This is a genomic window from Hymenobacter plasmatis (assembly GCF_020711255.1).
Lineage (GTDB): Bacteria > Bacteroidota > Bacteroidia > Cytophagales > Hymenobacteraceae > Hymenobacter.
Window position 1 is genome coordinate 177409 of the sequence record NZ_JAJFAW010000004.1, and the last position, 24381, is coordinate 201789.

At 61.6% G+C, this 24381-nt stretch carries 17 protein-coding genes; 14 read left to right on the top strand and 3 right to left on the bottom strand.

Annotation, left to right across the window (positions count from 1 at the left end):
* The first annotated feature begins 206 nt into the window (after positions 1–206).
* The 7 genes from LJ738_RS04320 to LJ738_RS04350 all read left to right on the top strand — a co-directional run bounded on the left by LJ738_RS04320 (position 207) and on the right by LJ738_RS04350 (position 10777).
* Entirely contained in the window at positions 207–1013 is an 807-nt protein-coding gene (locus LJ738_RS04320) for a phosphatase PAP2 family protein (RefSeq protein ID WP_227785086.1), read from the top strand.
* Between the two features lie 300 nt (positions 1014–1313).
* Positions 1314–2963 carry a TldD/PmbA family protein gene (locus LJ738_RS04325; RefSeq protein ID WP_227785087.1) on the top strand — a complete coding sequence of 550 codons (1650 nt, stop codon included), beginning with the start codon at positions 1314–1316 and terminating at the stop codon, positions 2961–2963.
* A 218-nt stretch (positions 2964–3181) separates the two neighbouring features.
* A complete protein-coding gene (locus LJ738_RS04330; protein WP_227785088.1) occupies positions 3182–4501 on the top strand; it encodes a TldD/PmbA family protein in 1320 nt (439 codons plus the stop codon).
* A gap of 51 nt (positions 4502–4552) precedes the next feature.
* Entirely contained in the window at positions 4553–6205 is a 1653-nt protein-coding gene (locus LJ738_RS04335) for a TldD/PmbA family protein (protein ID WP_227785089.1), read from the top strand.
* Between the two features lie 24 nt (positions 6206–6229).
* Positions 6230–7564, top strand: a complete 1335-nt coding sequence (locus tag LJ738_RS04340) for a TldD/PmbA family protein (RefSeq protein ID WP_227785090.1) — start codon at positions 6230–6232, stop codon at positions 7562–7564.
* A gap of 172 nt (positions 7565–7736) precedes the next feature.
* Positions 7737–9386 (top strand): TldD/PmbA family protein, encoded by a 1650-nt coding sequence (locus LJ738_RS04345; protein ID WP_227785091.1) that lies wholly within the window; start codon positions 7737–7739, stop codon positions 9384–9386.
* Positions 9387–9451: 65 nt separating this feature from the next.
* A complete protein-coding gene (locus LJ738_RS04350) occupies positions 9452–10777 on the top strand; it encodes a TldD/PmbA family protein (RefSeq protein ID WP_227785092.1) in 1326 nt (441 codons plus the stop codon).
* Positions 10778–11085: 308 nt separating this feature from the next.
* Here the strand turns inward: LJ738_RS04350 and LJ738_RS04355 are convergent, their stop codons facing one another.
* Positions 11086–11712 carry a porin family protein gene (locus LJ738_RS04355; protein ID WP_227785093.1) on the bottom strand — a complete coding sequence of 209 codons (627 nt, stop codon included), beginning with the start codon at positions 11710–11712 and terminating at the stop codon, positions 11086–11088.
* Positions 11713–11994: 282 nt separating this feature from the next.
* Between LJ738_RS04355 and LJ738_RS04360 the strand changes: the two genes are divergently transcribed.
* From LJ738_RS04360 to LJ738_RS04390, 7 genes are all read left to right on the top strand, one after another.
* Positions 11995–12618 (top strand): DUF4159 domain-containing protein, encoded by a 624-nt coding sequence (locus LJ738_RS04360; RefSeq protein ID WP_068193881.1) that lies wholly within the window; start codon positions 11995–11997, stop codon positions 12616–12618.
* Positions 12619–12776: 158 nt separating this feature from the next.
* A complete protein-coding gene (locus LJ738_RS04365) occupies positions 12777–13760 on the top strand; it encodes an AAA family ATPase (RefSeq protein WP_068193878.1) in 984 nt (327 codons plus the stop codon).
* Positions 13761–14005: 245 nt separating this feature from the next.
* Entirely contained in the window at positions 14006–14881 is an 876-nt protein-coding gene (locus LJ738_RS04370; RefSeq protein ID WP_227785094.1) for a DUF58 domain-containing protein, read from the top strand.
* Between the two features lie 246 nt (positions 14882–15127).
* Positions 15128–15907: a DUF6565 domain-containing protein gene (locus tag LJ738_RS04375; RefSeq protein WP_227785095.1), complete on the top strand. Its 780-nt coding sequence runs from the start codon at positions 15128–15130 to the stop codon at positions 15905–15907.
* A 227-nt stretch (positions 15908–16134) separates the two neighbouring features.
* Positions 16135–17790, top strand: a complete 1656-nt coding sequence (locus LJ738_RS04380; RefSeq protein WP_227785096.1) for a BatA domain-containing protein — start codon at positions 16135–16137, stop codon at positions 17788–17790.
* Complete coding sequence (locus LJ738_RS04385; protein ID WP_227785097.1) at positions 17787–20045, top strand: DUF4175 domain-containing protein; 2259 nt, start codon at positions 17787–17789, stop codon at positions 20043–20045. Before LJ738_RS04380 ends, LJ738_RS04385 begins: the two co-directional genes overlap by 4 nt.
* A 4-nt stretch (positions 20046–20049) precedes the next feature.
* On the top strand, positions 20050–21861 hold the full coding sequence (locus LJ738_RS04390) for a hypothetical protein (protein WP_227785098.1): 1812 nt from the start codon (positions 20050–20052) through the stop codon (positions 21859–21861).
* Positions 21862–22118: 257 nt separating this feature from the next.
* Here LJ738_RS04390 and LJ738_RS04395 read toward each other — a convergent pair whose 3' ends face one another.
* A complete protein-coding gene (locus LJ738_RS04395; RefSeq protein ID WP_227785099.1) occupies positions 22119–23345 on the bottom strand; it encodes a T9SS type A sorting domain-containing protein in 1227 nt (408 codons plus the stop codon).
* A gap of 122 nt (positions 23346–23467) precedes the next feature.
* On the bottom strand, positions 23468–24319 hold the full coding sequence (gene murI / locus LJ738_RS04400; RefSeq protein ID WP_227785100.1) for a glutamate racemase: 852 nt from the start codon (positions 24317–24319) through the stop codon (positions 23468–23470).
* Positions 24320–24381: the final 62 nt, after the last annotated feature.

Below are 24381 nucleotides of genomic sequence, written 5' to 3' on the forward strand. Positions count from 1 at the left end.
TTCGGCAACGCCTCTTCAGTTTCTCAGTCCACTGCAGCTACGCCAAGCCAGAGAATGCCTCATGTAATACATGGGGCTTTTCTCATTTCATAAATTCAAGTCACGAATTATCAAAAAATTAAGATTTTCAACAGAATATGCCGTTACGTTTATAGCTCACATCCGTACTAACGGGTTCGAAATAATCCTGACCCCATTTATCTTTCATGCGCTCATTTCTCGTTACCCGTTTCGCCGCCGCTGCGCTGTTGTTCGGGGCGCTCCATCCAGTCCAGGCCCAAATCAAGCCGACTCCTACCGATACCACTAGAAAGTACGCGAACCCCGGCGGTGTCCCTTCCCCGGTGAAAGCCGTCTGGTACAAGAGTAAGTTCGTCAGAGCCATGGCCATTCCGGCCGTGTTAATTGGCTACGGCGCCATTTCAGCCCAAGGCGATGCGGGCATCAATCACCGGGAAAGAACATTCGTCCAGAAGCAATTCCGGCCGGTAAGCACGGGCTTCGACAATTCGCTGATTATCGCGCCGTATTTCGAGCTGGCGGCGGTAGCGTTGGCGGGCGTGGAGTCGCACAACGACCGCATCAACATCTTGCTCATCATTGCCAAGGGCGAGGCCGTCATGCTGGCCTCCACTTTTGCAGTGAAATACTTGAGCCACGAGACACGTCCCAACGGCTCCGATAACCTTTCCTTTCCTTCGGGCCACACAGCGCAGGCGTTTTTGGCCGCCAGCATCGTGCACACCGAATTTCGGGACAAAAGCCAGTGGTATGGCATCGGGGCCTACACCATTGCCACCAGCGTAGCCGCCCTGCGCATGATTAACGACAAGCACTGGCAGAGCGACGTGGTGGCGGGCGCCGGGTTCGGCATCATGTCGGCCCACCTCGCCTACCTCTCGCACCGCAACCGCTGGGGCCGCAAGGCCATCGGCCGCGACGTGGGCATGGCCCCCATGTACTTCGGCAACGGCACGCCGGGCCTCACCATCAGCTGGCACCCGTCCCATTAATAAGCCCGCGCTACACCTTACGCCGTGGCCCGGCATCTCCTGTGCCGCCCGATTTAGCCCAATTGCAAAAGCCCCGACTCGTGCTGAGTTGGGGCTTTTGCGTTTTATCCCGAGCCCCTGGCTGAAGAATTTCGTCCGGTAACCAAGGCTTTTGGCCTGCTTGGGCCAGCCGGTTTAACATGAATTCAAAATAAATCCTAAGATTAACGCAACAGTGCGGGCAACTTCATGTCTTTTCAGTTAAGATTTGTGCTCATCTTTACGAATCTACTTTTTCTATTTCCGAATCTTTACCCTCCTTTGAAACGTCGCGACTTTGTGGGACTCTCCGGCCTGGCGGCCGGCGCCCTGTTTCTGCCCAACTTTCCCAGTTTAGGAGGCACGCCGGTTGACCCGTCCCGCCTGCTGGAAGGCATCGACCCCGCCCTGAAAAAGCGCCTGGCCAATGCGGGCCTCAACGCCGCCAAAACGGCCGGCGCCAGCTATGCCGATGTGCGCATCGGCCGCTACCTCAACCAAAGCATTTTCACCCGCGAAAAGCAGGTGCAGAACATCGCCAGCGGCGAGAGCTTTGGCGCCGGGGTGCGCGTGCTGGCCAATGGCACCTGGGGCTTCGCCGCTACCAACACCGTCACCGAAGCCGACATTGCCAAAGCCGCCCAACTGGCCGTGGCCATCGCGAAAGCCAATGCCAAAGTGCAGAAGGAGAAGGTGGTGCTAGCCCCAGAAAAAGGCCACGGCGATGTGACCTGGAAAACGCCCATTCAGCAAAACGCCTTTGAGGTGCCGGTGGCTCAGAAGGCCGAATTGCTGCTGGCCGCCAATGCCAAAGCCTTGGAAAACGGCGCCAGCTTCGTCAATTCCTCTCTCTTTCAAATCAACGAGCAGAAGTACTTCGCCAGCACCGACGGCTCCTACATCGACCAGGACGTGCACCGCATCTGGCCCACCTTCAGCGTGACGGCCATCGACCGGGCTTCGGGCAAGTTCCGGAGCCGCGACGCGCTGAGCGCGCCCATGGGCCTGGGCTACGAATACCTCACGCCCAAGGCCGCTGATAAAATTGCGGGTGCCGCCGGCACCGGCCTTATCGGCTACCGCAACAGCTACGACATGCTGGAAGATGCCGCCCTGGCCGCCAAGCAGGTGAAGGAAAAGCTGACCGCCAAGTCGGTGACTGCCGGCAAATACGACCTCGTACTCGACCCGAACCACCTGGGCCTGACCATTCACGAAAGCGTAGGCCACCCGCTCGAATTGGACCGCGTGTTGGGCTACGAAGCCAACTACGCCGGCACCTCGTTCGCCACCCTGGAGTGGAAAGCGAAGAAAATCCCTTACGGCTCGAAGCTGGTGAACATCGTGGCCGACAAGCTGCAGCCCGGCTCCCTGGGCGCGGTGGGCTACGACGATGAAGGCGTCAAGACCAAGCGCTGGGACCTCATCAAAGAAGGTATCCTGGTGGACTATGAAAAGATTCGGGACCAGGCACACATTGTGGGGCAAAACGAGTCCGACGGCTGCTGCTACGCCGACTCCTGGGACTCGGTACAATTCCAGCGCATGCCCAACGTGAGCCTGCAGCCCGGCACCGCCAAAATGAGCGTCGACGACATGATTAAGAACGTGGACAAAGGCATCTACATCGCCGGCCGCGGTTCCTATTCCATCGACCAGCAGCGCTACAACTTCCAGTTCGGCGGGCAGGTGTTCTACGCCATTGAAAAAGGCCAGATTGCGGGCATGATTGAGGACGTGGCTTACCAGGCCAACACCCAGGAGTTCTGGAACAGTTGCGCCGCCATCTGCGACCAGAGTGACTACCGCTTGTTCGGTTCGTTCTTCGATGGCAAGGGCCAGCCTTCGCAGGTGTCGGCGGTGAGCCACGGCTCGGCGACCACGCGCTTCAACGGCGTCAACGTCATCAACACCGCCCGCAAAATCGGGTAATCGTCGAACGACAACTCCCCTCCTTGGCAAGGAGGGGATGTTTCAGCGCCAGCTGAAACGGGGGTGGTTGAATCGTTGCACGACACACGAACGATTCAGACCCCCATCGTGCAACGTCCGCAACCACCCCAGCTCAACTTGGCAGTTGAGCGTCCCCTCCTTGGTAAGGAGGGGAGTTAAAAAAACACTCGCATTTCCAATTGCACTTCACTCCCTAAATGGCAATTCTCTCTCAAACCGAGGCGCAGGACATCCTGAAGAAAGTCCTCAGCTTCAGCACCGCCGATGAGTGCGAGGCGACCCTCAACGGCAACATCGGCGGCAACGTGCGGTCGGCGCGCAACACCATCAGCACGGCCGGGGCGGTGGACAATGTCTCGCTGGCCGTGCAGTCGCGCTTTGGCAAGCGCAGTGGCCTGGCCACCTGCAACGAGTTCGACGAAGCCAGCCTGCGCCGCTGCGTGCAGCGGGCCGAGGAAATTGCCAAGCTCGCGCCCGAATCGCCGGAGTACGTGCCCCTGCTCGGGCCGCAGAAATACCTGGCCTCGCCCAGCTCGTTTGCCCAACGCACGGCCGACATCACCCCCGACTACCGCGCCCAGCAAATTGGGGCGAGCATGGCGCTGTGCGAAACCAAGAAGCTTTCCTCGGCCGCCTTTTTCAACGACTCCGCCGGCTTCGTGGCCAAGCGCAATTCCAAAGGGCTGGAGGCCTACCAGCGCCTCACCAGCGTGGACTTTTCCATCACGGTGCGCACACCCGACGGAACCGGTTCGGGCTACGCCATCACCAACTACACCGACCTGGCCAAGTTCGACGCCGCCCGCCTAACCCGCGTGGCCGCCGAGAAAGCCGCTTCGTCGGTGAAGGCCAAGGCCATTGAGCCGGGCAAGTACACCGTCATCCTCGAGCCCGCCGCAGCGGTGGATTTGCTCAGCAACATGATGGGCGCTTTCGACGCGCGCAACGCCGACGAAGGCCGCAGCTTCCTGAGCAAGAAAGGCGGCGGCAACAAGAAGGGCGAGAAGGTCTTCGACGAGCGGGTGACCATCTACTCCGACCCCACGCACCCCGACGTGCCCGACCTGACCTTTGCCGGCGACGGCCGCCCCCAGCAGAAGGTGACGTGGATAGAAAAAGGCATTGTGAAGAACTTGTATTCTTCCCGTTTCTGGGCCCAGAAAGCCGGCATTCCGGACGTGCCCCCTCCCGGCGGCTGGATAATGGAAGGCGGCAACCAGAGCACCGCCGACCTGATTAAGGGCACGGCCAAAGGCATTCTGATTACGCGCCTCTACTACATCCGGGCCGTTGACCCGCAGACGTTGCTGTACACCGGCCTCACCCGCGACGGAACATTTTACATTGAGAATGGGCAGATTAAGTTCCCCGTGAAGAACTTCCGCTTTAACGAGAGTCCGGTGATTATGCTCAACAATCTGGAGGCCGTCGGCAAGCCGGTGCGCCTGAACGGCAACCTCGTGCCGCCGCTCAAAATCCGTGACTTCACCTTCACCAGCCTGTCCGACGCCGTGTAGCGTTTCGGCCCCTACCTTAGCCACCTCAGTTCATCCGATTACACTGCTTTTATGAAACGTCGCGACTTTGTGGGACTTACTGGCCTGGCGGCCGGAGCCCTGTTCATCCCCACCCTCCCCAGCTTCGCCGGTAACCTGGTGGACCCCGCCCGCCTGCTGGAGCCGGGGGCGGACGTGGCCATGAAAAAGCGCCTGGCCGATGCCGGCCTCAATGCCGCCAAAGCCGCTGGCGCCACCTACGCCGATGTGCGCATTGGCCGCTACCTCAACCAAGGCGTGTTCACCCGCGAGAAGCAGGTGCAGAACATCTCGAGCACCGAGAGCTACGGCGTGGGCGTGCGCGTGATTGCCAACGGCACCTGGGGCTTCGCCGCTACCAACACCGTGACCGAAGCCGGCATTGCCAAAGCCGCCCAACTGGCGGTGCAGATTGCCAAGGCCAACTCGAAAGTGCAAAAAGAGAAGGTGCAGCTGGCCCCGGAGAAAGGCCATGGCGAGGTAGCCTGGAAGGCGCCCATCCAGCAGAACGCCTTTGAAGTTCCGATTAAAGACAAGGTTGATTTACTTCTGAGCGTCAATGCAAAAGCACTTGAACTTGGTGCTTCATTTGTTAACTCGGTGCTGTTCCAGGTGAACGAGCAGAAGTACTTCGCCAGTACCGACGGCTCGTACATCGACCAGGACATCCACCGCATTTACCCCACCTTCGGTGTCACGGCCATTGACCGGGCTTCGGGCAAATTCCGTTCGCGGCAGGCGCTCAGCTCGCCCATGGGCCTGGGCTACGAATACCTCACCCCCAAGGCCGCCGACAAAGTGGCGGGCCCGGCCGGCTCCAACATCATCGGCTACAAGAACAGCTACGACATGCTGGAGGACGTGGCCGCCGCCACCAAGCAAGTGAAGGAAAAACTGACCGCTAAATCGGTAACGCCGGGCAAATACGACCTCGTGCTCGACCCCCATCACCTGGGCCTGACCATCCACGAAAGTGTGGGCCACCCGCTCGAGCTCGACCGCGTGTTGGGCTACGAGGCCAACTACGCCGGCACTTCCTTCGCTACGTTGGAGTGGAAGGCCAAGAAGATTCCTTACGGCTCAAAGCTCGTGAATATTGTGGCCGACAAGCTGCAGCCCGGCTCGCTCGGCGCCGTGGGCTACGACGACGAAGGCGTGAAAACCAAACGCTGGGACCTCATCAAGGAGGGCACGCTGGTGGACTACGAGAAAATCCGCGACCAGGCGCACGTAGTGGGCCAGAAGGAATCCGATGGCTGCTGCTACTCGCAGTCGTGGCAGGATGTGCAGTTTCAGCGCATGCCCAACGTGAGCCTGCAGCCCGGCACCGCCAAGCTGAGTGTGGATGAGCTGGTGAAGAACGTGGACAAGGGCATTTACATCGCCGGCAACGGCTCCTTCTCCATCGACCAGCAGCGCTACAACTTCCAGTTTGGCGGCCAGGTGTTCTACGCCATCGAGAAAGGCCAGATTACCGGCATGCTCGAAGACGTAGCGTACCAGGCCAACACCCAGGAATTCTGGAACTCGTGCTCGGCCATCTGCGACCAGAGCGACTACCGCTTGTTTGGCGCCTTCAACGACGGCAAGGGCCAGCCCTCGCAAAGCTCGGCCGTGAGCCACGGCTCGGCCACCACCCGCTTCAACGGCGTCAACGTCATCAACACCGCCCGCAAAATCGGTTAATCTACTCCTTCGCTTTTCAGAATCATGCCCATTCTTTCTAAAGACGACGCTCAAACCATCCTGAAAAAGGTGCTGAGCTTTAGCACAGCCGACGAGTGCGAGGCTTCCCTCAACGGTCAAATTGGCGGCAACGTGCGCTCGGCGCGCAACACCATCAGCACGGCCGGCGCCGTGGATAACGTGTCTTTGGCGGTAGAAAGCCGCTTTGGCAAACGCAGCGGCCTGGCCACCTGCAACGAGTTCGACGACGCCACCCTGCGCCGCTGCGTGCAGCGCGCCGAGGAAATTGCCAAGCTCGCCCCCGAGAGCCCCGAATACATGCCCATGCTCGGCCCGCAGCAGTACCTGGATGGTAGCAAATCCTTCGCTGCTTCTACCGCCGCCATCGACCCCGACTACCGCGCCCGCCAGATGGGCGCCAGCACGGCCTTGTGCGACCAGAAAAAAGTGAGTTCCGCCGGCTTTCTGGTAGACTCGGCCGGCTTCGTGGCCAAGCGCAACTCGAAGGGACTGGAGGCTTACCAGCAATTCACCAACGTGGAGTTCAGCGTGACGGTGCGGACCCCGGACGGCACCGGCTCGGGCTACGCCGCGGCCGACTATACCGATGCCAGCAAGTTCGACGCGGCGCGTCTCACGCGCGTGGCCGCCGAAAAGGCGTCGTCCTCGATGAAGGCTCGCGGCATTGAGCCCGGTAAGTACACCGTGATTCTGGAGCCTAACGCCTTGGTTTCGAACGTGGACACTTCGCTAATGGCCGCCCTGATGGGCGCACTGGATGCCCGCAACGCCGACGAAGGCCGCAGCTTCCTGAGCAAGAAAGGCGGCGGCAATCGCAAGGGCGAGAAGCTGTTCGACGAGCGGGTAACCATCTACTCCGACCCGCTCAACGCCGAGATACCCGACCTCACCTTTTCTGGCGATGGCCGCCCGCAAAAGCGGGTGACGTGGATTGAGAAAGGTGTGGTGAAAAACCTGTACTCCTCGCGCTACTGGGCCCAGAAAGCCGGCATTCCCGACCTGCCCCGCCCCGGCGGCTGGATTATGGAAGGCGGCACCCAAAGCACCGCTGACCTTATCAAGGGCACGGCCAAAGGTATTCTGGTGACGCGCCTGTGGTACATCCGCCCGGTTGACCCGCAAACGCTGCTCTACACCGGCCTGACCCGCGACGGAACCTTCTACATCGAGAATGGCCAAATCAAGTTTCCGGTGAAGAACTTCCGCTTCAACGAAAGTCCGATTATCATGCTCAACAACCTGGAAGCCATTGGCAAGCCGGTGCGCTTGGGCGGCAATCTGATTCCGCCGCTCAAAATCCGCGACTTCACCTTCACCAGCTTGTCCGACGCTGTTTAATTGACCAACCCAGGGCCGTCATGTTGAGCTAAATTGAAGCCCTTTATTGCGCAAGTAATCCGATTACTTTCCCAGTAGAGCTGCTTCGACTTAGCTCAACTCGACGGCCTTTTTGGTACCCTGCCATTTCCTTTAACCCTAAGTTATTGATTCACCTTTACTGCTGCAAACAATGAAAAGACGTGACTTTGTAGGCCTCACCGGCTTGGCGACTGGTGCGCTGTTTCTCCCGAGCCTGCCCGGCTTTGGCCACACGGCCGTCGACCCAGCTCGCCTGCTGGAGCCCGGCGCCGATGTCATCGTAAAAAAACGCCTGGCCGACGCGGCTCTAAACGCCGCCAAAACGGCCGGCGCCAGCTACGCCGACGTGCGCATTGGCCGTTCCCTCAACCAGTATGTGTTTGCCCGCGAGAAGCAGGTGCAGAACATTGTGAGCACTGAGAGCTACGGGGTAGGCATTCGGGTGCTGGTAGCGGGCTGCTGGGGCTTTGCCTCGACCAGCGTGGTAACCGAAGCCAGCCTGGCCGCCACCGCCCGCGCGGCGGTGGACATTGCCAAGGCCAACCGGCTGCTGATGAAGGTGCCCGTGCAGCTGGCGGCCCAACAGGGCTACGGCGAGGTGAGTTGGAAAACGCCCCTGCAGCAAAGCGCTTTTGAGGTGCCCGTTAAACAAAAAGTGGACCTGCTGCTGGCGGCTAATGCCGCGGCGCTCGATGCGGGAGCCAATTACATCAACTCGGCGCTGTTTCAGGTGAACGAGCAGAAGTACTTCGCCAGCACCGACGGCTCCTACATCGACCAGGGCATTCACCGGCTGTGGCCGACGTTCAACGCCACGGCCGTGGATACGAAGTCGGGCAAATTCCGCTCGCGCCAGTCGCTAAGCGCGCCGGTTGGGCTGGGCTTCGAGTACCTCACGCCCAACGCGGCGGAGCAGGTGCGCGGCCCGCAGGGCACCGATACCGTGGGCTACAAGCTGCGCTACGACATGCTGGCCGATGCAGCCCTGGCGGGCAAGCAGGCCAAGGCCAAGCTGACGATGAAATCGGTAACGCCCGGCAAGTACGACTTGGTGCTCGACCCGGGCCACCTCGGCCTGACCATCCACGAATCGGTGGGCCACCCCACCGAGCTTGACCGCGTGCTGGGCTACGAGGCCAACTACGCCGGCACCTCGTTCGCAACGCTGGAGTGGAAGGCCAAGAACCTGCCCTACGGCTCGAAAGAAGTCAACATCGTGGCCGATAAGCTCCAGCCCGGCTCGGTGGGGAACGTGGGCTACGACGACGAGGGCGTGAAAACGCGCGAGTGGGACATTATCAAGGAAGGCAAGCTGGTTAACTACCAGAAAATCAGGGACCAGGCGCACATCGTAGGTCAAAAAGAATCCGACGGCTGCGCCTATGCCCAGTCGTGGGAAGACGTGCAGTTCCAGCGCATGCCCAACATCAGCCTGCGCCCCGGCAAAGCCAAAATGAGTGTCGATGAAATGGTGAAGGGCGTGGACAAAGGCATTTACATTGCCGGCGCGGGCTCGTTTTCCATTGACCAGCAGCGTTTCAACTTCCAGTTCGGCGGGCAGCTATTCTTTGCCATCGAAAAAGGAAAAATCACGGAGCCGCTGGAAGATGTGGCGTACCAGTCGAACACCCAGGAATTCTGGGGGGCCTGCGCGGGCTCGTGCGACCAGTCCGACTATCGCCTGTTCGGCACTTTCTTCGACGGCAAGGGCCAGCCGGCGCAGGTGTCCTCGGTGAGCCACGGCTCGGCGACCACGCGCTTCAATGGCGTGAACGTCATCAACACAGCGCGCAAGGTTTAGCGTCAAGCCGAACATCCCTCTACACTAGAGGGGGTTCTCCACCTTTCAAATCCTGCAAATCCATCATGGCAATTCTCTCCAAAGACGACGCCCAGACGTTACTAAAAAAGGTCCTCAGCTACACCACTGCCGACGAATGCGCGGCCACGCTGCGAGGCCGCACCGCTGGCAACATCCGTTACGCCCGCAACAGCGTGAGCACGGCCGGCTCGCAAGACTCCGTGTCCCTGGCCGTTGAGGCGCGCTTCGGCAAACGCAGTGGCATTGCCACGTGCAATGAATTCGACGATGCTACCCTGCGCCGCTGCGTGCAGCGGGCCGAGGAAATCGCCAAGCTCGCGCCCGAAAGCCCGGAATATGTGCCGTTTATTGGCCCCCAAACGTATTTGAGTCCGCCCTCCACGGCCACTACCCTGCTCACGGCGGCCACCCGGGCCCAAGCCGCGGCCGACAGCATGGCCGTGTGTGCGGCCAAAAACCTAACCTCGGCCGGATTTCTGGATGGCGGCACCCGGTTTGTGGCCCTCCGCAACTCTAAGGGCCTAGAAGCCTACCAGCAATCTACCAATACCGACTTTTCGGTGACGGTGCGCACGGCCGATGGCAAAGGCTCCGGCTACGCCATTGCCGACGTGACTGACCCCGCCAAGCTCAACGCCAAGGGCATCACCGAACGCGCCGCCAACAAGGCGCTGAGCTCGGTGGGTGCGAAAGCCATTGAACCTGGCAAATACACCGTGATTCTGGAGCCCGCCGCCCTGATGGCCGGGGACGACCTGTCGCTGTTGGGCGGGCTCGTCTTTGGCATGGGCGCCCGCGAGGCCGACGAAGGCCGCAGCTTCCTGAGCAAAAAAGGCGGAGGCAACCGCAAAGGCGAGAAGCTGTTTGACGAACGGATAACCATCTACTCGGACCCCATGAACGCGGAGGTGCCCGGCAATGCTTTCGATGACGACGGCCTGCCCACCAAGCGCCAAACCTGGGTGGAGAAAGGCGTGGTCAAAGACCTTTTTTACACCCGTTTTTGGGCGCAGAAAAGCAACGTACCGGCAACGGCTTACCCGAACGGCTTTATCATGGCTGGCGGTACCCAAAGCACGGCCGACCTTATTAAGGGCACGGCCAAAGGCATTCTGGTCACCCGTCTGTGGTACATCCGCGAAGTAGACCCGCAAACGCTGCTCTACACCGGCCTGACCCGCGACGGAACCTTCTACATCGAGAACGGGAAAATCAAGTTCCCCATCAAAAACCTGCGCTTCAACGAGAGCCCCATCATCATGCTCAATAACATCGAGGCCATCGGCAAGCCGCAGCGCCTGGCCGGCTGCCTGGTGCCGCCGCTAAAAATCCGCGACTTCACCTTCACCAGCCTGTCCGACGCTATTTAATTAACTAGGTAAGAGATTGGTAGAAAGAGGATAGAGAACGTCATGCCAAGCGGAGCCAAGCATCTCTACCGCAGTACTAACCCTTCATCTATTAGCCCCGTCTGTCATGATTAGCCCCGTCTGTCATGCAGAGCGCAGCGAAGCATCTTATCAGGCCAGCACGACTCGTTCAACGGTGAGAAGATGCTTCGCTGCGCTCTGCATGACAGACGATTGGGCCATAAGACAGGCGGTTTAGCTAGTACAACCCGCGAGATGTTTTACTCCGCTCGGCATGAACCTCTAATTTTCTTCACACCATCTCAACCCTACTTCTTGCCAAACTGCAGCGCTGCATACACTTGAAACACCCGGTTCTGAAGGCGAGGGTCGTTGATGCCGGAAAGGTTCTTCACATCGTTTATGTCGTTGAGGCCGGCCACCAGCCGGCCACCCAGCGAGAAGTTGCCGGCCAGCTTCAGCCCAACGCCGCCCACCAGGCTGAAGTCGCCGCGCTTGAAGCTACCGGTGGCGGGTCGCGACTCGTTGCCATAGGCGGGAGTGCCATCGGGCGCAAGGCCGACCTGCAGCTTGCCCGATTGCTTGGCGCTGAGCAGCACCCCGAACTGCGGCCCGCCTTCCACAAACACCGGCCCCACGGTAACTTTGGCCAGCACCGGAACCGTGAGGTAGTGCAACTCGCTGTCGTAGTTGGTGAAGGCCGATTTCAGGTTGCCGCCAGCCACGGAGTACTGCACTTCCGGCTGGATGGCAAGCGGCCCCAGCAGGTTGGCTTGGTAAAAAATACCGACGTGGTAAAAGGCTTTGTATGACGCGCTTTCTCCCTCACGGCCGGTCAGCTCAGCGACATTCAAGCCGCCTTTTACTCCAAACTGTGCTTGCGCCATGGGTGCAGACAACACACTTAGCAAGATGATAATCAGGGCCTTTTTCATAGCATAAAATAGAATAATGGACGGAGATAAACTGCTGCGATGCTTTTAATTGAGGAGCTTGTTTTCGTCTTAAAAAACAGCTCAACTTGAAGGCGTAGCAATGAGTACGCCAGCTTCCCAACTAAAAGTTGCAACCCACCTTCCCCACTCAGCTCAAGAAGTGCCCCGGCCACTGCGGCCCAATTGCAACGAAAAAGCAACGCCTTTATTTTTAATCCGAATAACAGCCCAACGGCCCTGCTTCCCGGCTGCTTCCCCTTTTACTACTCTATTTCGTTATCTGTGCCCGGTACCCCTTTCACTTTCGTGCGTTTGAAATACCACTCCGGCGACTGGGACGCGGTGGACGAGCGGATGCCGGCCAACCTGCTGCACTCCTTGGTGCAGTACACCACGGTGCCCGTCGACCCCAAGGAAAAAGTAGTGGCTCTGGATAGTCCGGAGCTGTTCAACTACCCTTTCTGCTACCTGTCGGGCCACCGGCTGGTGCAATTTTCGGCCATCGAGAAAAAGAACTTTACCCAGTATGTGCGCAACGGCGGCTTCGTGTTCGTCGACGATTGCAACCACGACATCGACGGGCTTTTTGCCCGGTCCTTCGAGGAGCAGATGCGCCAGTGTTTCGGCACCGGCGCCCTCAAGAAAATCCCTAATACCCACCCGATTTACTCACAGTTTTTCAAGTTCAAAGAAGGCCCGCCCAACACGGGCTTTGAGCTAAATGGCTGGGGCGACGATCTGGTGCACGACTACCTGAAAGCCGTGGAAATCAAGGGCCGTATCGGCGTGCTTTACTCCAATAAAGACTACGGCTGCGAGTGGGATTACGACTTCCGCAACAAGCGTTTTCTGGCCGAAGACAATACCAAGTTCGGGGTCAATATTCTGCTGTATGCCCTTACCTGATGTTGAAATTCAATCGTTTGTGAATATGACCAGATGTAGGAACGCGCCTTGGCGCGTTCGGCAGCACAACGACTCAGGCAGAACAACCAAGACCACACCGTGCAACGATTGAACGCACCAAGGCGCGTTCCTACCCCTTAAACTCACCAATCTTTTCCGTGACTGAACAAGAAGTGAATACCCTGCTGGCCAAGCTGCCAGTGCTCAAAGCCGAAATTGCCAAGGTCATTGTGGGCCAGGAAACCGTGCTTGATGAAGTATTGGTAGCGCTGCTGGCAGGCGGCCACGCCCTACTGGAAGGCGTGCCGGGCCTGGCCAAAACGCTGCTTGTGCGCACGCTGGCTGCGGCCACCGACCTGCCCTTCCGCCGCATTCAGTTCACACCGGACCTGATGCCAACCGACATCCTCGGCACCGAGGTGCTGGAGGAAGACCACGGCACCGGCCACCGCTCGTTCAAGTTCAACCCCGGGCCCATTTTTGCGAGCCTGGTGCTGGCCGATGAAATCAACCGGACGCCGCCCAAAACCCAGGCAGCCCTGCTCGAAGCCATGCAGGAAGGCCACGTTACCTACGCCGGCACCGAGCACGCCCTGCCCAAGCCCTTCTTCCTGCTGGCCACCCAAAACCCCATCGAGCAGAGCGGTACCTACCCCCTGCCCGAAGCCCAGCTCGACCGCTTCCTGCTCTACGTGCGCATCGGCTACCCCACGGCCGCAGAGGAGCTGGCGGTGCTGCGCGGCACCACCGGCGCCAACGGGCAGCAGGTGAAGCCCGTGCTAGGCGGCGCCGACATCCGGCAGCTCCAGCAGCTGGTGCGCCAGGTCAGCTTTAGCCCCGAGCTCATGGATTTCGTCAACCGCTTGGTGCGCGCCACCCGGCCGGCCACATCGGAAGTACAGTTTATCAAAGAGTACGGCCGCTGGGGCGCTGGGCCGCGGGCTGGGCAGGCGCTCATCCTGTGTGCTAAAGCCCGGGCCTTGCTGCACGGCCGCTTCGCCGCAACGCTGGAGGATATCCGCACGCTGGCGCCGCCAGTATTGCGCCACCGCGTGCTGCTCAATTTTAATGCGGAAGCTGAGAACCTGACCGCTGATGATGCAGTAGCTGCGTTGCTAGGAGCCGTTGCAGTCACGGTGTAGCTGGAAATAGAACGTCATGCTGAGCGTAGTCGAAGCATCTCTACTGCTCAACTAACTTCAATCGACTGCCCGTTAATTGTCTGTCATGCTGACGCAGGAAGCATCTTATCAGGCTAGAACGAGTCGTTCAGCGGCAATAAGATGCTTCGCTGCGCTCTGCATGACAGACGGTAAATAGCATAGCCGCACTGCCGATAAACACAACTCCTCAAGCCCCTACCAGACACTCTGACTCCAAGCCCCACATGCTGAACCCCGAACTCCTTCACGGACTGCGCAACCTCTCCCTGGCCGCGCGGCAAGCGGCCCAGGGCTTTATGAACGGCGCGCACGCCAGCCGCCGGCACGGCCCGGGCATGGAGTTCAGCCAGTACCGCCCCTACCAGCCCGGCGACGACCTGCGCCGCCTCGACTGGCGCCTGGCCGCCCGCTCCGACCGCTACTACCTGCGCGAGTCGGAGGTAGACACCAGCCTGACCGTGCACCTGCTGCTCGATGCCAGTGCCAGCATGAACCACCGCGACGACAACGGCCTGACCAAGCTCGAATATGCCCGACTGCTGCTGGCCGCCCTGGCCTACATCAGCCACCAGCAGGGCGACTCCGTTGGGCTAACCATCCTGAGCCCGGCGGGCCTGCGCCACCTGCCCGCCCGCGCCGATACCCGCCAGCTGCCGCGCCTCTACCACGCCCTCGAAACGGCCGAAGCCACCGGCCACTTCCCCGATGCCGCCACGCTGGCCCCGCTCACGGCGCGGAGGCAGCGCTCGCTCACCGTCTGCGTGAGCGATTTGTATGAAGAAGAATCCGAGATAAATGCCCTGCTCACCCGCCTGCGGGCCGTGAGCGGCGACGTTTTGCTGCTGCATTTGCTCGCGAATAACGAGCTGAAATTCAGCTACCAAGGCGCCGTTACCTTTAGGGATTTGGAAACTGGCCGCACAATGCAGCTGGATGCCGACCAGCAGCGCCCCGCCTACCAGCAGCAGCTGCAGCTGTGGCTAAAAGAAACGGCCCAGGCTGCCCGCCGCAAAGGCTTCGACTATCACAAGCTCAACACCGCCGAACCGCTGGACCTGGCCATCCGGGAGTTTCTGCGCCGCCGCAATTTGTCGAGTTGAGCTGTAGGGCAAGCGGCCGTGCTTGGGCTAATCAGGGGCAGAAGTCACCCTGTATTGCCAGGCTTTTTTGCTGGCGTTAACCGCTAAAGCCACTGGCACAAGGTGAAGAAACCGGGCGACTGCGAAGGCATTCTTTCGCTAAAAAAGAACCAGAGCCGTAAGTGACCATGTTTTTGGGCCGGTAATTGCCCATCCTGGTTGGCGCCCGGTAGCCGGACGTTCGTATAGTTTCCCTTTACCCAACTTATGAAACGCATTCTTCTCCCCATCGCGCTTATCGCCCTGATGTTTCCGCTGGCCGTTACCGCCGCCTCGGCCCAACAGACGACAGCGGCCAAGAAAACCACTACCTCTGCCACCACTTCTTCTGCCAAGGTAGCCACTACCACCAAAGCAACCACCACGGCCAAAAAGACTACCGTAACGACCAAAGCAGCTGCTCCCAAAAGCAAAGCTCCGGCCACTACCCCCGAACAGGCCCTGCGGACGTTCAGCAATTGGGTCGATGCAAAGCTTGAGCTGAACATGGCCACGGTGCGCCTCGACTGGGGCACGATACAGAGCGATTACACCCGCATGACCAAGCGCCTTGATGCCGCCACCGACAGCCTCTCCGTGCAGTCGCGGCGGGAGTACCTGGGCCAGAAGGCCCGCTACAAAGCCTGGGCCGCCGAGCAGGGCCACCCCGTGCCCGAAACCGTGCTCGTGGGCGAAGCCCGCGACAGCGCCGTGAGCACCGTGCAGCTCAAGCTGCTCAACACCAGCGCGCCCATCAACCGGGCCATGGCCAGTGCTCTGCCCGACCTCTACTCGCGCCTGGTTGAGTCGACGCGGGCGCAGCACAGCCGCTGGACCAAAGCCAACTGGGAAGAAGCCAACCTCGTGTTGAGCCGCCTCAACGACCGTTATAGCCAGGTGGGCGACCAGCTCCCCATCGAAGACCGGGTGCGCGTGCGGTCGCTGCAGGCCGAGTTTAAGACCCTAGAAAAAGCCCGCGACCTGAAGGGGATTCTGGATGGCTTTTAAGCCGTTGGGCATAAGCCAGCCCCTGGTGTAGGCCAGTTGCGGCAGTATGGACAAGGTCAAGGCATAGTTCAGGTAGGGGGATGCAGAAATAAGTGCAAACGGGTTGACCGCTTCGCCTACTTTTGTTATTCCCGTTTCTCCCGCTGCACCGCTCTTTGTTGAGGGCGCGTGCAATGGTCAGCAACATTCCTGCGTCTGTGCCCTGACTTTACCCGACCCTAGCTTCCTTGTTTACGCTGCTCACCCCATCTGCACTGCTGGCCTTACTGGGGCTGTTGGTGCCGGTGGCGATTCATCTCTGGAACCGCCGACCGGGCCGCGAGGTGGCAGTGGGCAGCCTCCGCTGGCTGGAGGCCGGCGCCAATCGCCGGCTCCGCAACCTCAAGCCCGAGCAGCTCTTGCTGCTGCTGCTGCGGGCGGCCCTGCTTTCGGTGCTGGCCGTAGCGCTGGCGGGTCCGGTGTGGCGCCAGGCGCTGCCGGCCGGCCGGGGCCAAGTGCTGGTGAGCCCCGAACTGATTGGCACTCCCGCCCTGGCGGCATCACGGCCGCTGGTTGACTCGCTGCGGCGCAAGGGCTATGCGCTACGCTGGCTGGCCTCGGGCTTCCCCAAGATGTCGCGGGCTGCCTGGCGCGCCGATTCGCTGGGGCAGCGCGATAGTGCGCGGCTGCTGGCAGCCGTAAGCCCTTCAGGGGCGAATTTTCAGTGGGCACGGGTTCAGCAGGCGGCCGGCACGTTTCCGGGTCAGCCACTTTTCGTACTAACGCCAGCCTCGCTGCGTGGCTTTCAGGGAATTCAGTCCCCGCTTCCGGCTACTATTACCTGGCAGGCCCTGCCCAACGCCGCCGCCGAAACCTGGGTGCAGGCGGCCGCGCTGCAGGGCGACAGCTTGCGCCTGCTGTTGGGCCAAAGCAACGAAACCCGGACCTCGTTTCGGGTGGTATCGGTGGCTCGGCAAGCGGCTGGGGGCATTGTCCGCCTTGCCGGAGTGCCGCCGCTTCGCTTCGAGACCAAAGCCGACGGCAGCCAATTGCAGCCCATTACGTCAGCTTCGGGCACCGTCGCCAAACAGCTGACCCCCATCCAGGTTCGCTCGAAGCCGATGCGCATAATTATTTATGCGACTGCTGATTATGCTTCGGATGCGCGTTACATGCAAGCCGGGCTCAGGGCTGCCGCCGCTGGCCTGCCTGTGCCACTGGCTTTGAGCACAACCAGCACACCACCCAGCCCAACTACCTCACCCGACTGGCTGTTTTGGCTGACCGATGCTCCTTTGCCTACCGCCTGGCGAGATGCCGTGAAGGCCGGCGCTCAGGTCTGGCTAGAAGCTCCCGGGGCTGGCGTAGTCGATAAGGCTAGCCTGGCCGTGACCGAGGCAGATGAAATTCCGGCAACCATATTCCGCCACAGTGCCAAGCAGCCCCGCCAAGCAACCGCTGCGGCCAGCTACCCGCTGTGGACGGATGGCCGGGGCCGGGCAGTGCTTTCGCGGCAGAAGTTGGGCCAGGGCGCGTTCTACCAACTGGCCACCCGCCTAGCCCCAGCCTGGAGCGACCTGGCCGACAACCCCACATTGCCCACGCGCCTGCTCGCCCTGCTGCAGCCCGAAACAGCTGATGCAGTAGACATTGCCGAGCCTGCCCTTGCCAAAGAGCTGGCTTCCCATGACCAGCGCGCGCTGGACCCCACGCAGCTGCGCTTGAGTGCTGGCGCCGCCGCTGGCACTTCGGCAGTTGTGACGGCCAGTGCCGTTCCGCAAAGCTTCCGCCAATCCGATTTGCGGCCGTGGCTGGTGCTGGTAGCCGGGCTGCTGTTTGCCCTTGAACGCCTGCTGGCCCGTCGCCGAGAAACGCAGGCATTGCCTTCTTCTACTGTTCTATGAGCCAGCCGGTAGCTACTTCTCAAACGCTGGATTTAGCCCAGGCCCGACGGCAACTGCGGGCAGTGGGGCGCCGCTATGCCTGGCGGCGCGCGGCCGGCATTCTATTGCCCGCGGCGGCTGGGGCTTTGCTGCTGGTTTTGCTGAGCCGGCACTGGCCCGCAGCTCAACTGGGCTTTGCTGCATTGGCAGCACTTGGGCTGCTAGCCATAGGGTGGCTGCTATGGCCGCTGCGGCACCTGCCCGGCACCATCGCGCCCCGCCTCGACCGACAATTTCCGGCTCTGGAAGACAGCACCGGCCTACTAATGCAGCAGCCCGAAAACCTGAACTTACTGGAGCTGCTGCAGCAGCAACGGGTAGCGCGGCGGCTGGGTGAGCTGGAAGCGGCCAGGGAATTATCCCTTCCTGTTTCCTTCCGAGGGCCGCTGGTGTTCACGGCATTGCTCCTGGCGGCCAGTGCGGCGGTGTGGTGGTTGCCCCTGGCCAAAAAGCTGGTGAAGCCGGCTGGAGTTGCCGTACGCTATTCCAACAGCGTCCCCACCGTAGCGGGGCAAGTTCCGGCCCGCATCTTGGAAACGCAGGTGCGGGTGACGCCCCCGGCCTACACCCGCCAACCCAATTTTGCGCCCACGCAAGCGTCTTTCCAGTGCCCACAGGGGTCGCGGGTGCGGTGGCAGGTACGGGTAAACAAACCCAGCCGCACGGCGCCCGAAGTAGAGCTGGGCCGGCAGCGGCTGCGCCTGCAGCCCGTGGCCGGGCAGCCAGGCGTGTATTTTGCCGAGCAAACCTTGGCGGCTTCTACCCTCTACCGCCTGCGCTTCGCCGGGACCGTGTCCGATGACTACGCCATCGATGTGCGCGCCGACCTGGCGCCCATAGTCCGCATTCAAACGCCCAAGCCTTATACCCTGGTGGACTTTGGCATGCGGCCCGACTTGCCGGTGCGGGCCACTGTGCGCGACGATTACGGCCTGAGCCACGCCGAGCTGGTTATTACAGTAGCTCAAGGCCAGGGCGAGGCGGTTAAATTCCGGGAAGTGCGGCGCGATTTGAGTGTCGGCCTGGGCACCCAGCCCACCCAAATCAGCCTTGCCAGCCAGCTCAACCTGCCCAAGTTGGGCCTCACCTATGGCGACGAACTGTATTTCTACATCGCGGCCCGCGACAACGCCGGCCACTCGTCCCGCACCGACTCCTACCTCGTGCAGTGGCAGGACACCGCCGTGGCCGACAGCCAGGCCGACATGGGCATGGGCATCAAAGTGGCGCCTGCCTACTTCCGCAGCCAACGCCAAATCATCATCGACACCGATAAGCTGATAGCCGAAAAGCCCCGGCTCGACGCCGCCACGCTGGCCAACCGCGCCAATGCCCTGGGCTTCGACCAGCAGACGCTCCGCCTGCGCTACGGCAAGTTTATGGGCGAAGAAGTGGGCGGGAGCATTGGCCCCCAGGCCCCGCATTCGCCCATTGCTGAAGACGAGGGAGACGCGCCCACTGAGCACGCCGCCCCCACCGCCGAGGCCGCCGAGGAAGAACACCACGACCACCCCGAGCCGCCCGCCTCGTCGGCCAAAGCCTCGCCCACTGCCGAAACCGACGCGCTGATGGAGCCCTACATGCACAAGCACGACGATTCCGAAACGGCCGACTTCCTGGAACCCGCTGTGAAGGCCAAGCTGCGCGCTGTGCTCGACCAAATGTGGGCCGCCGAGCTGCGCCTGCGCACCGGACAGCTGGCGGCCGCCCTCCCATATGAGTACCGGGCCCTGCGCCTGCTCAAGCAAGTGCAGCAGCAAACCCGCGCCTTCGTCAAAAAAGCCGGCTTCGTGCTCCAGCCCCTGCCCGAAGCCACCCTGCGCCTCACCGGCGACCTGGCCGGCGCCGCCGTGCCCCAGCACCAGCAGCAGTTGCCCGCGCCCGCCACCCAGCCCGAAGTGCGGGCGGCCCTGCTCTGGCTGGCTCAACACTCCAGCGCAGCCAGCACCAACCCGGCCGATGCCCGCGTGCTGGAGCAGGCTGGCGCCGTGCTTTCGGGTGCGGCGCTGCAGCGGCCGGGCGTGTACTTACCGGCGTTGCGGGCACTTCGGCAACTGGTGGCCGATGTGCGGGCCGGGCGCCCCGCCTGCGCCGAGTGCCGCCCGCCCGTGGAGCGCGCCCTCACCGATATGCTGGCGGCCCCGCCCCCGGTGCCCCTGGCCGCTCCTGCCCCCAACCGCCTGGCCCGCCGCTATTTTGAAGAGTTAAGCCGCTAGAATTTTGCTCCAAACGCTACCCCACCCTACGGTTTATTACATCCTGCTGGCCTTATGCCTGGTGCTCGGCCTTGGGCTGATGGTGCTGGCCTGGCAGCGGCCGCGCCGGCGCCAGCGCGGGGCGCGCGTAATAGCCGGTGCCGTGGCTGCCGGGGCGCTGTGGTTCCTGGCCTTCCCGCCCATGCGCCAGCTGCCCGCGGCCCGCGCCGAGGCCATACTGCTTACCGACGGCTACCAACCCGATACGCTGCGCCAGCTTTTGCGCCGGCTGGGCGCCGGCACTCCGGTGTGGTACTACGGCACCGCCGCCGCGCCCGCCAAAGCCCGCCCCCTGGCCAGCCTGCTTGCCCTAGCTGAGCAGCGGCCCGCATTACGCTGCCTGCACGTGGTGGGCCAAGGCCTGCCAGCAGCTGAGTTGGCACCGCTGGGCAATATGCCGGTGCAGCTGCATCCCGCCCCAGATTTTAGCGGCTTTCGCACGGCTTTATGGCCGCAGAAGCTGGCGCTGGGCGAAGCCCTGCATGTGGAAGGAACCGTCTCGGCTCCTAAAGGGAGCAAGCCGGCATGGGTCTATCTGCGGGCCGCCGGCACCGCCCGCGATTCTGTGCGATTGCCCACTGGCAGCGGGGCCTTCCGGCTGCGATACCAGCCCAAGACGGCCGGGCTGGCGCTCTACGAGCTGCAACTCCGCCGGCCGGGCCAGCTGCTGGCCGCCGAGCCGGTACCGGTGGAAATAACCACCGCACCACTGCCTGCCGTGCTGCTGCTGACGGCGACGCCCTCCTTCGAATTTAAATTCCTAAAAAACTACTTAGCCGAAGCTCACTACCCGGTGGCCTTGCGCACCACAGTGAGCCGCGGCCTGGTGCAAACCGACTTCGTGAATCAGCCGGCGCTGGCGTTAAACAGCCTCACACCGACCCTGCTCAGCCACTATTCGGTGGTAATTGCCGATGCGCCGACGCTGGCCGGCCTGACGGGTGCCGAAGTGCGCGCCTTGCAAACGGCCATCAACTCAGGCCGGCTTGGGCTGGTGGTGCTGGCCAATGGCAGTACCTTGCCCCGGGCCATGCCCGCCCGGGCCGATTTTGCAGTACTGCCTCGCGCGGCGGCTCAGGCCCTTCCGCAAGCCCTCGCTTGGCCCGATGCACCGGCCGAAGCCCGGGCTGCTATGCCAGCTCAACTGCGCCCAGCCCCGGCGCTGCATCCGCTCGTCACCGGCCCGGGCCAGGCGCTGGTAGCCGCCAGCCGGCGCATGGGGTTGGGATTCGTGGTGGTGTCCGTGGTTCCTGAGACTTTCCAGTGGACGCTGCAAGACCGCACGCCGGTGTATGCCTCGTTCTGGACCCGGCTGCTCACCGCCGCCACGCCTCCAGCCCAACCCGCAGCTACCTGGCACATTTCCCCGCGCTGGCCCCGCCCGCATCAGCCAACCACGCTGCGCCTCACGGGGGCAATGCCCGATGCCCAGCCCTCGGTGGGCGCCTTGGCCGGAGGCCCAGCCGTGCGCCTGGCCCTGCGCCAGGACACGCGCCTGCCCGAGTGGAGCACCGCCCAATTCTGGCCGGCTGCACCGGGCTGGCACCAGGTACGTGGCCCCGGCCGCACTTCCCAAAGTTTCTACGTCTTCCCGGCCACGGCCTGGCAGGGCCCCGAGCTACAAGAGCGCCAACTAGCGGCTGCCGGGCGCGCAACACCCGCCGCCAGCCCAGGCCAGCAACCAACAGAAACTGTACTGGTGCCATGGCCAGCAGCCTGGTTTTTCGGGCTATTCTTGCTAGCAACCGGGTACTTGTGGCTCGAAGAGAAGCTATAAGACCCTGCTTTACTGTATTCAGAACGATGTAGAGACGCGACACTTCGCGTCTCGTCGTGGGTGCCGTTCGGAAATCGTCCACCGATTACCGTTCAACGACGAGACGCAAAGTATTGCGTCTCTACACCGTTCTGGCAGCCCAATTGTTAACTCAAACATCTTCTTAAAATCCTTCGAACAAAAAAGGCCCCTTCTGTAGCAGGGGCCTTTTTACTATCCTAGAATGCAGCGCAACCAAAAGTTGGGCTGTAGCTCAACTAGTTTTTCTGCACGCGGCGCACAGCTGTAACGGCGCCCTGGCGTACTTCGAGCAGGTAGGTGCCAGCGGCCAAGCCAGCGGGCAGGCGCAGCTGGTGGTCGGTGCCGAGAGCGGCTGGGGCCAAAACCGAACGCCCGGTCAGGTCACGCAAAGCAACCGTAGCGGCGCCTGTCTGAGGCAGCGCCACCGTGATGCGGTCGGTGGCAGGGTTTGGGGAGATGGTCAGGCCGGGCAGGGCATTGCCGGGGTTGGTGGCCGATACTGTGCTGCAGGCGTTCGTGTTCAGGGGTGTGTCGGTAGACGTCAGTACGATAGCCGCGCCGGGGCCGCCGGTTGGGTTCACGGTATTTGCACCGCTGGGCCAAACGCCATCCGCATCGGAAGCGCATCCCACGATGGAGTTATCCACGATGGAACGCTGCTCTACGCGGCGCAGGCCATTGGGGAGGGTATTGGGCAACACCGTGGTATAGGAGCCGTCGGTGGTGCTGTAGGTATAGGCGGCAGCGCCTGCCTGGGTCGTGCCCGTTACAACGCCTGCGTTTTCTACCAGGGCACCGCTTAGGGGACGGCCCGTGCCAGCCGCGTTATCGTAGGTGAACACCAGATTTTTCGGCGTGGCCGACGAAGACCCTGTGAGCAGGGTGCCATTGTTGGCGCCGGCCGCATTGATGAACCCCAGCAGGGTCATGCTCTGGTCGAGGGCACGGCGCGCAACGATGGTTGCGGGTGTGGCATCGGTAGCCAGCGTAATGGTCGGAAACAACACCATACCAGGCACTTGAAAGCGGGTAGCGTTATTGGAGTTTACGTATGCAAACCAGCCCGTGTAGCTACCGGCGGCATTGGTTGTAAAGGTCGCAAATTGCCCAGTTGTGGTTAGGCTGCCGGTGCTGGTGGTGAGGTAAGTAGTCGCGGCCGTGGTGGCGCCGGGGTTCACCATCAGCAGTACGCCCGCGCCGGAGGCCGTGCCTCCAATGTCGGTCTGGGTAGCTGCCTGCACATAGTAGCGGTAGAGGGTGCTGGGCGTAAGGTTGGTGAGTGTAGCACGAAACACCACGGCCAAGCGCGGGCCCGGGAAAGCGGTAGCGCCTGTAGTAGCGCTGTTGTTACCGTTGCTGAGGTACTGAGGCACCAGTACCCCTGTAAAATCGGCCTGGGTGAGCGTCTGGGCCCACCCGGCAAGCGGCATTACGGAAAGTAGTGTGAGGAGAAGTTTTTTCATGAAACCGATAAAGAGGGTGAAGGGGTATGTGAAATACTGAGAAACTACCAGCAAGTTAGGAACTGGAGGCCATAGCTTTAGTACCGAACACAGCCGAGACCGATAAAAACGGCCAAAAGGAGCTACTCCCAGAGCGGGTAGTGCTCCAAATGCACTTCCTGCTCGAAAAAGATGCGCGTACTTTCCTCAAATGAGCGGGTGAAATCCGACACGTAGAAGTGGTGCGCGGGGGGAGTAGCCGCCGCGGGCGCCAGCAGGCCCCGGGCCGCGAGGTAGGCTTCGGCATCGGCGGCCACCACGTCCGAGGCATCGAGCACATCGACCCGGCCGTTGTAGTAGCGGGCAATCTGCTCTTTTATGAGGGGATAGTGCGTGCAGGCCAGCACCAGCGCGTCGATATCGGCCAGGGCCGCGTGGCTGAGGTAGGTGCCGATGATGTCGTCGCTGATGGAATTTTTAAAGAAGCCTTCTTCAATCATGGGCACGAGCAGCGGCGTGGCCAGGGACTGCAACTCGACGCCGGCGTCGAGGTCGTCGACTTTCTTTTTGTACACGTTGGAGTTCACCGTTTGCTTGGTGCCGATGAGGCCCACGCGGCGGCCGCTGTAGGCCTGGCCCAGGTGCGCCACAATGGGGTCAATGACGTTCAGCACCCGCGCTTTGGAGCCCACGTACTCGCGCACCAGCTCGTAGGCCGCAGCCGAGGCGGAGTTGCAGGCAATCATAATCACCTTGCAATGCTGACGCAGCAGTAAGTCGCAGATTTTGACTGAATAAGCCTGAATGGCGGCGGCGCTTTTGTCGCCGTAGGGCAGGTGGGCCGTGTCCCCGAAGTATACAATTCGCTCGTGGGGCAGGCGGCGGGCCACGGCCCGGGCCACCGTGAGGCCCCCAATTCCGGAATCGAACATACCAATGGGCCGGGCGGCCAGCGCGGCGGTCGAAACAGCAGACGCAGAAGCAACAGTAGTCATGTGGCAAAGGTAGTTGGCAGCCGCAGCGCCTCCGTATCGGCGCCATTCTTTTGAGTAGCAGC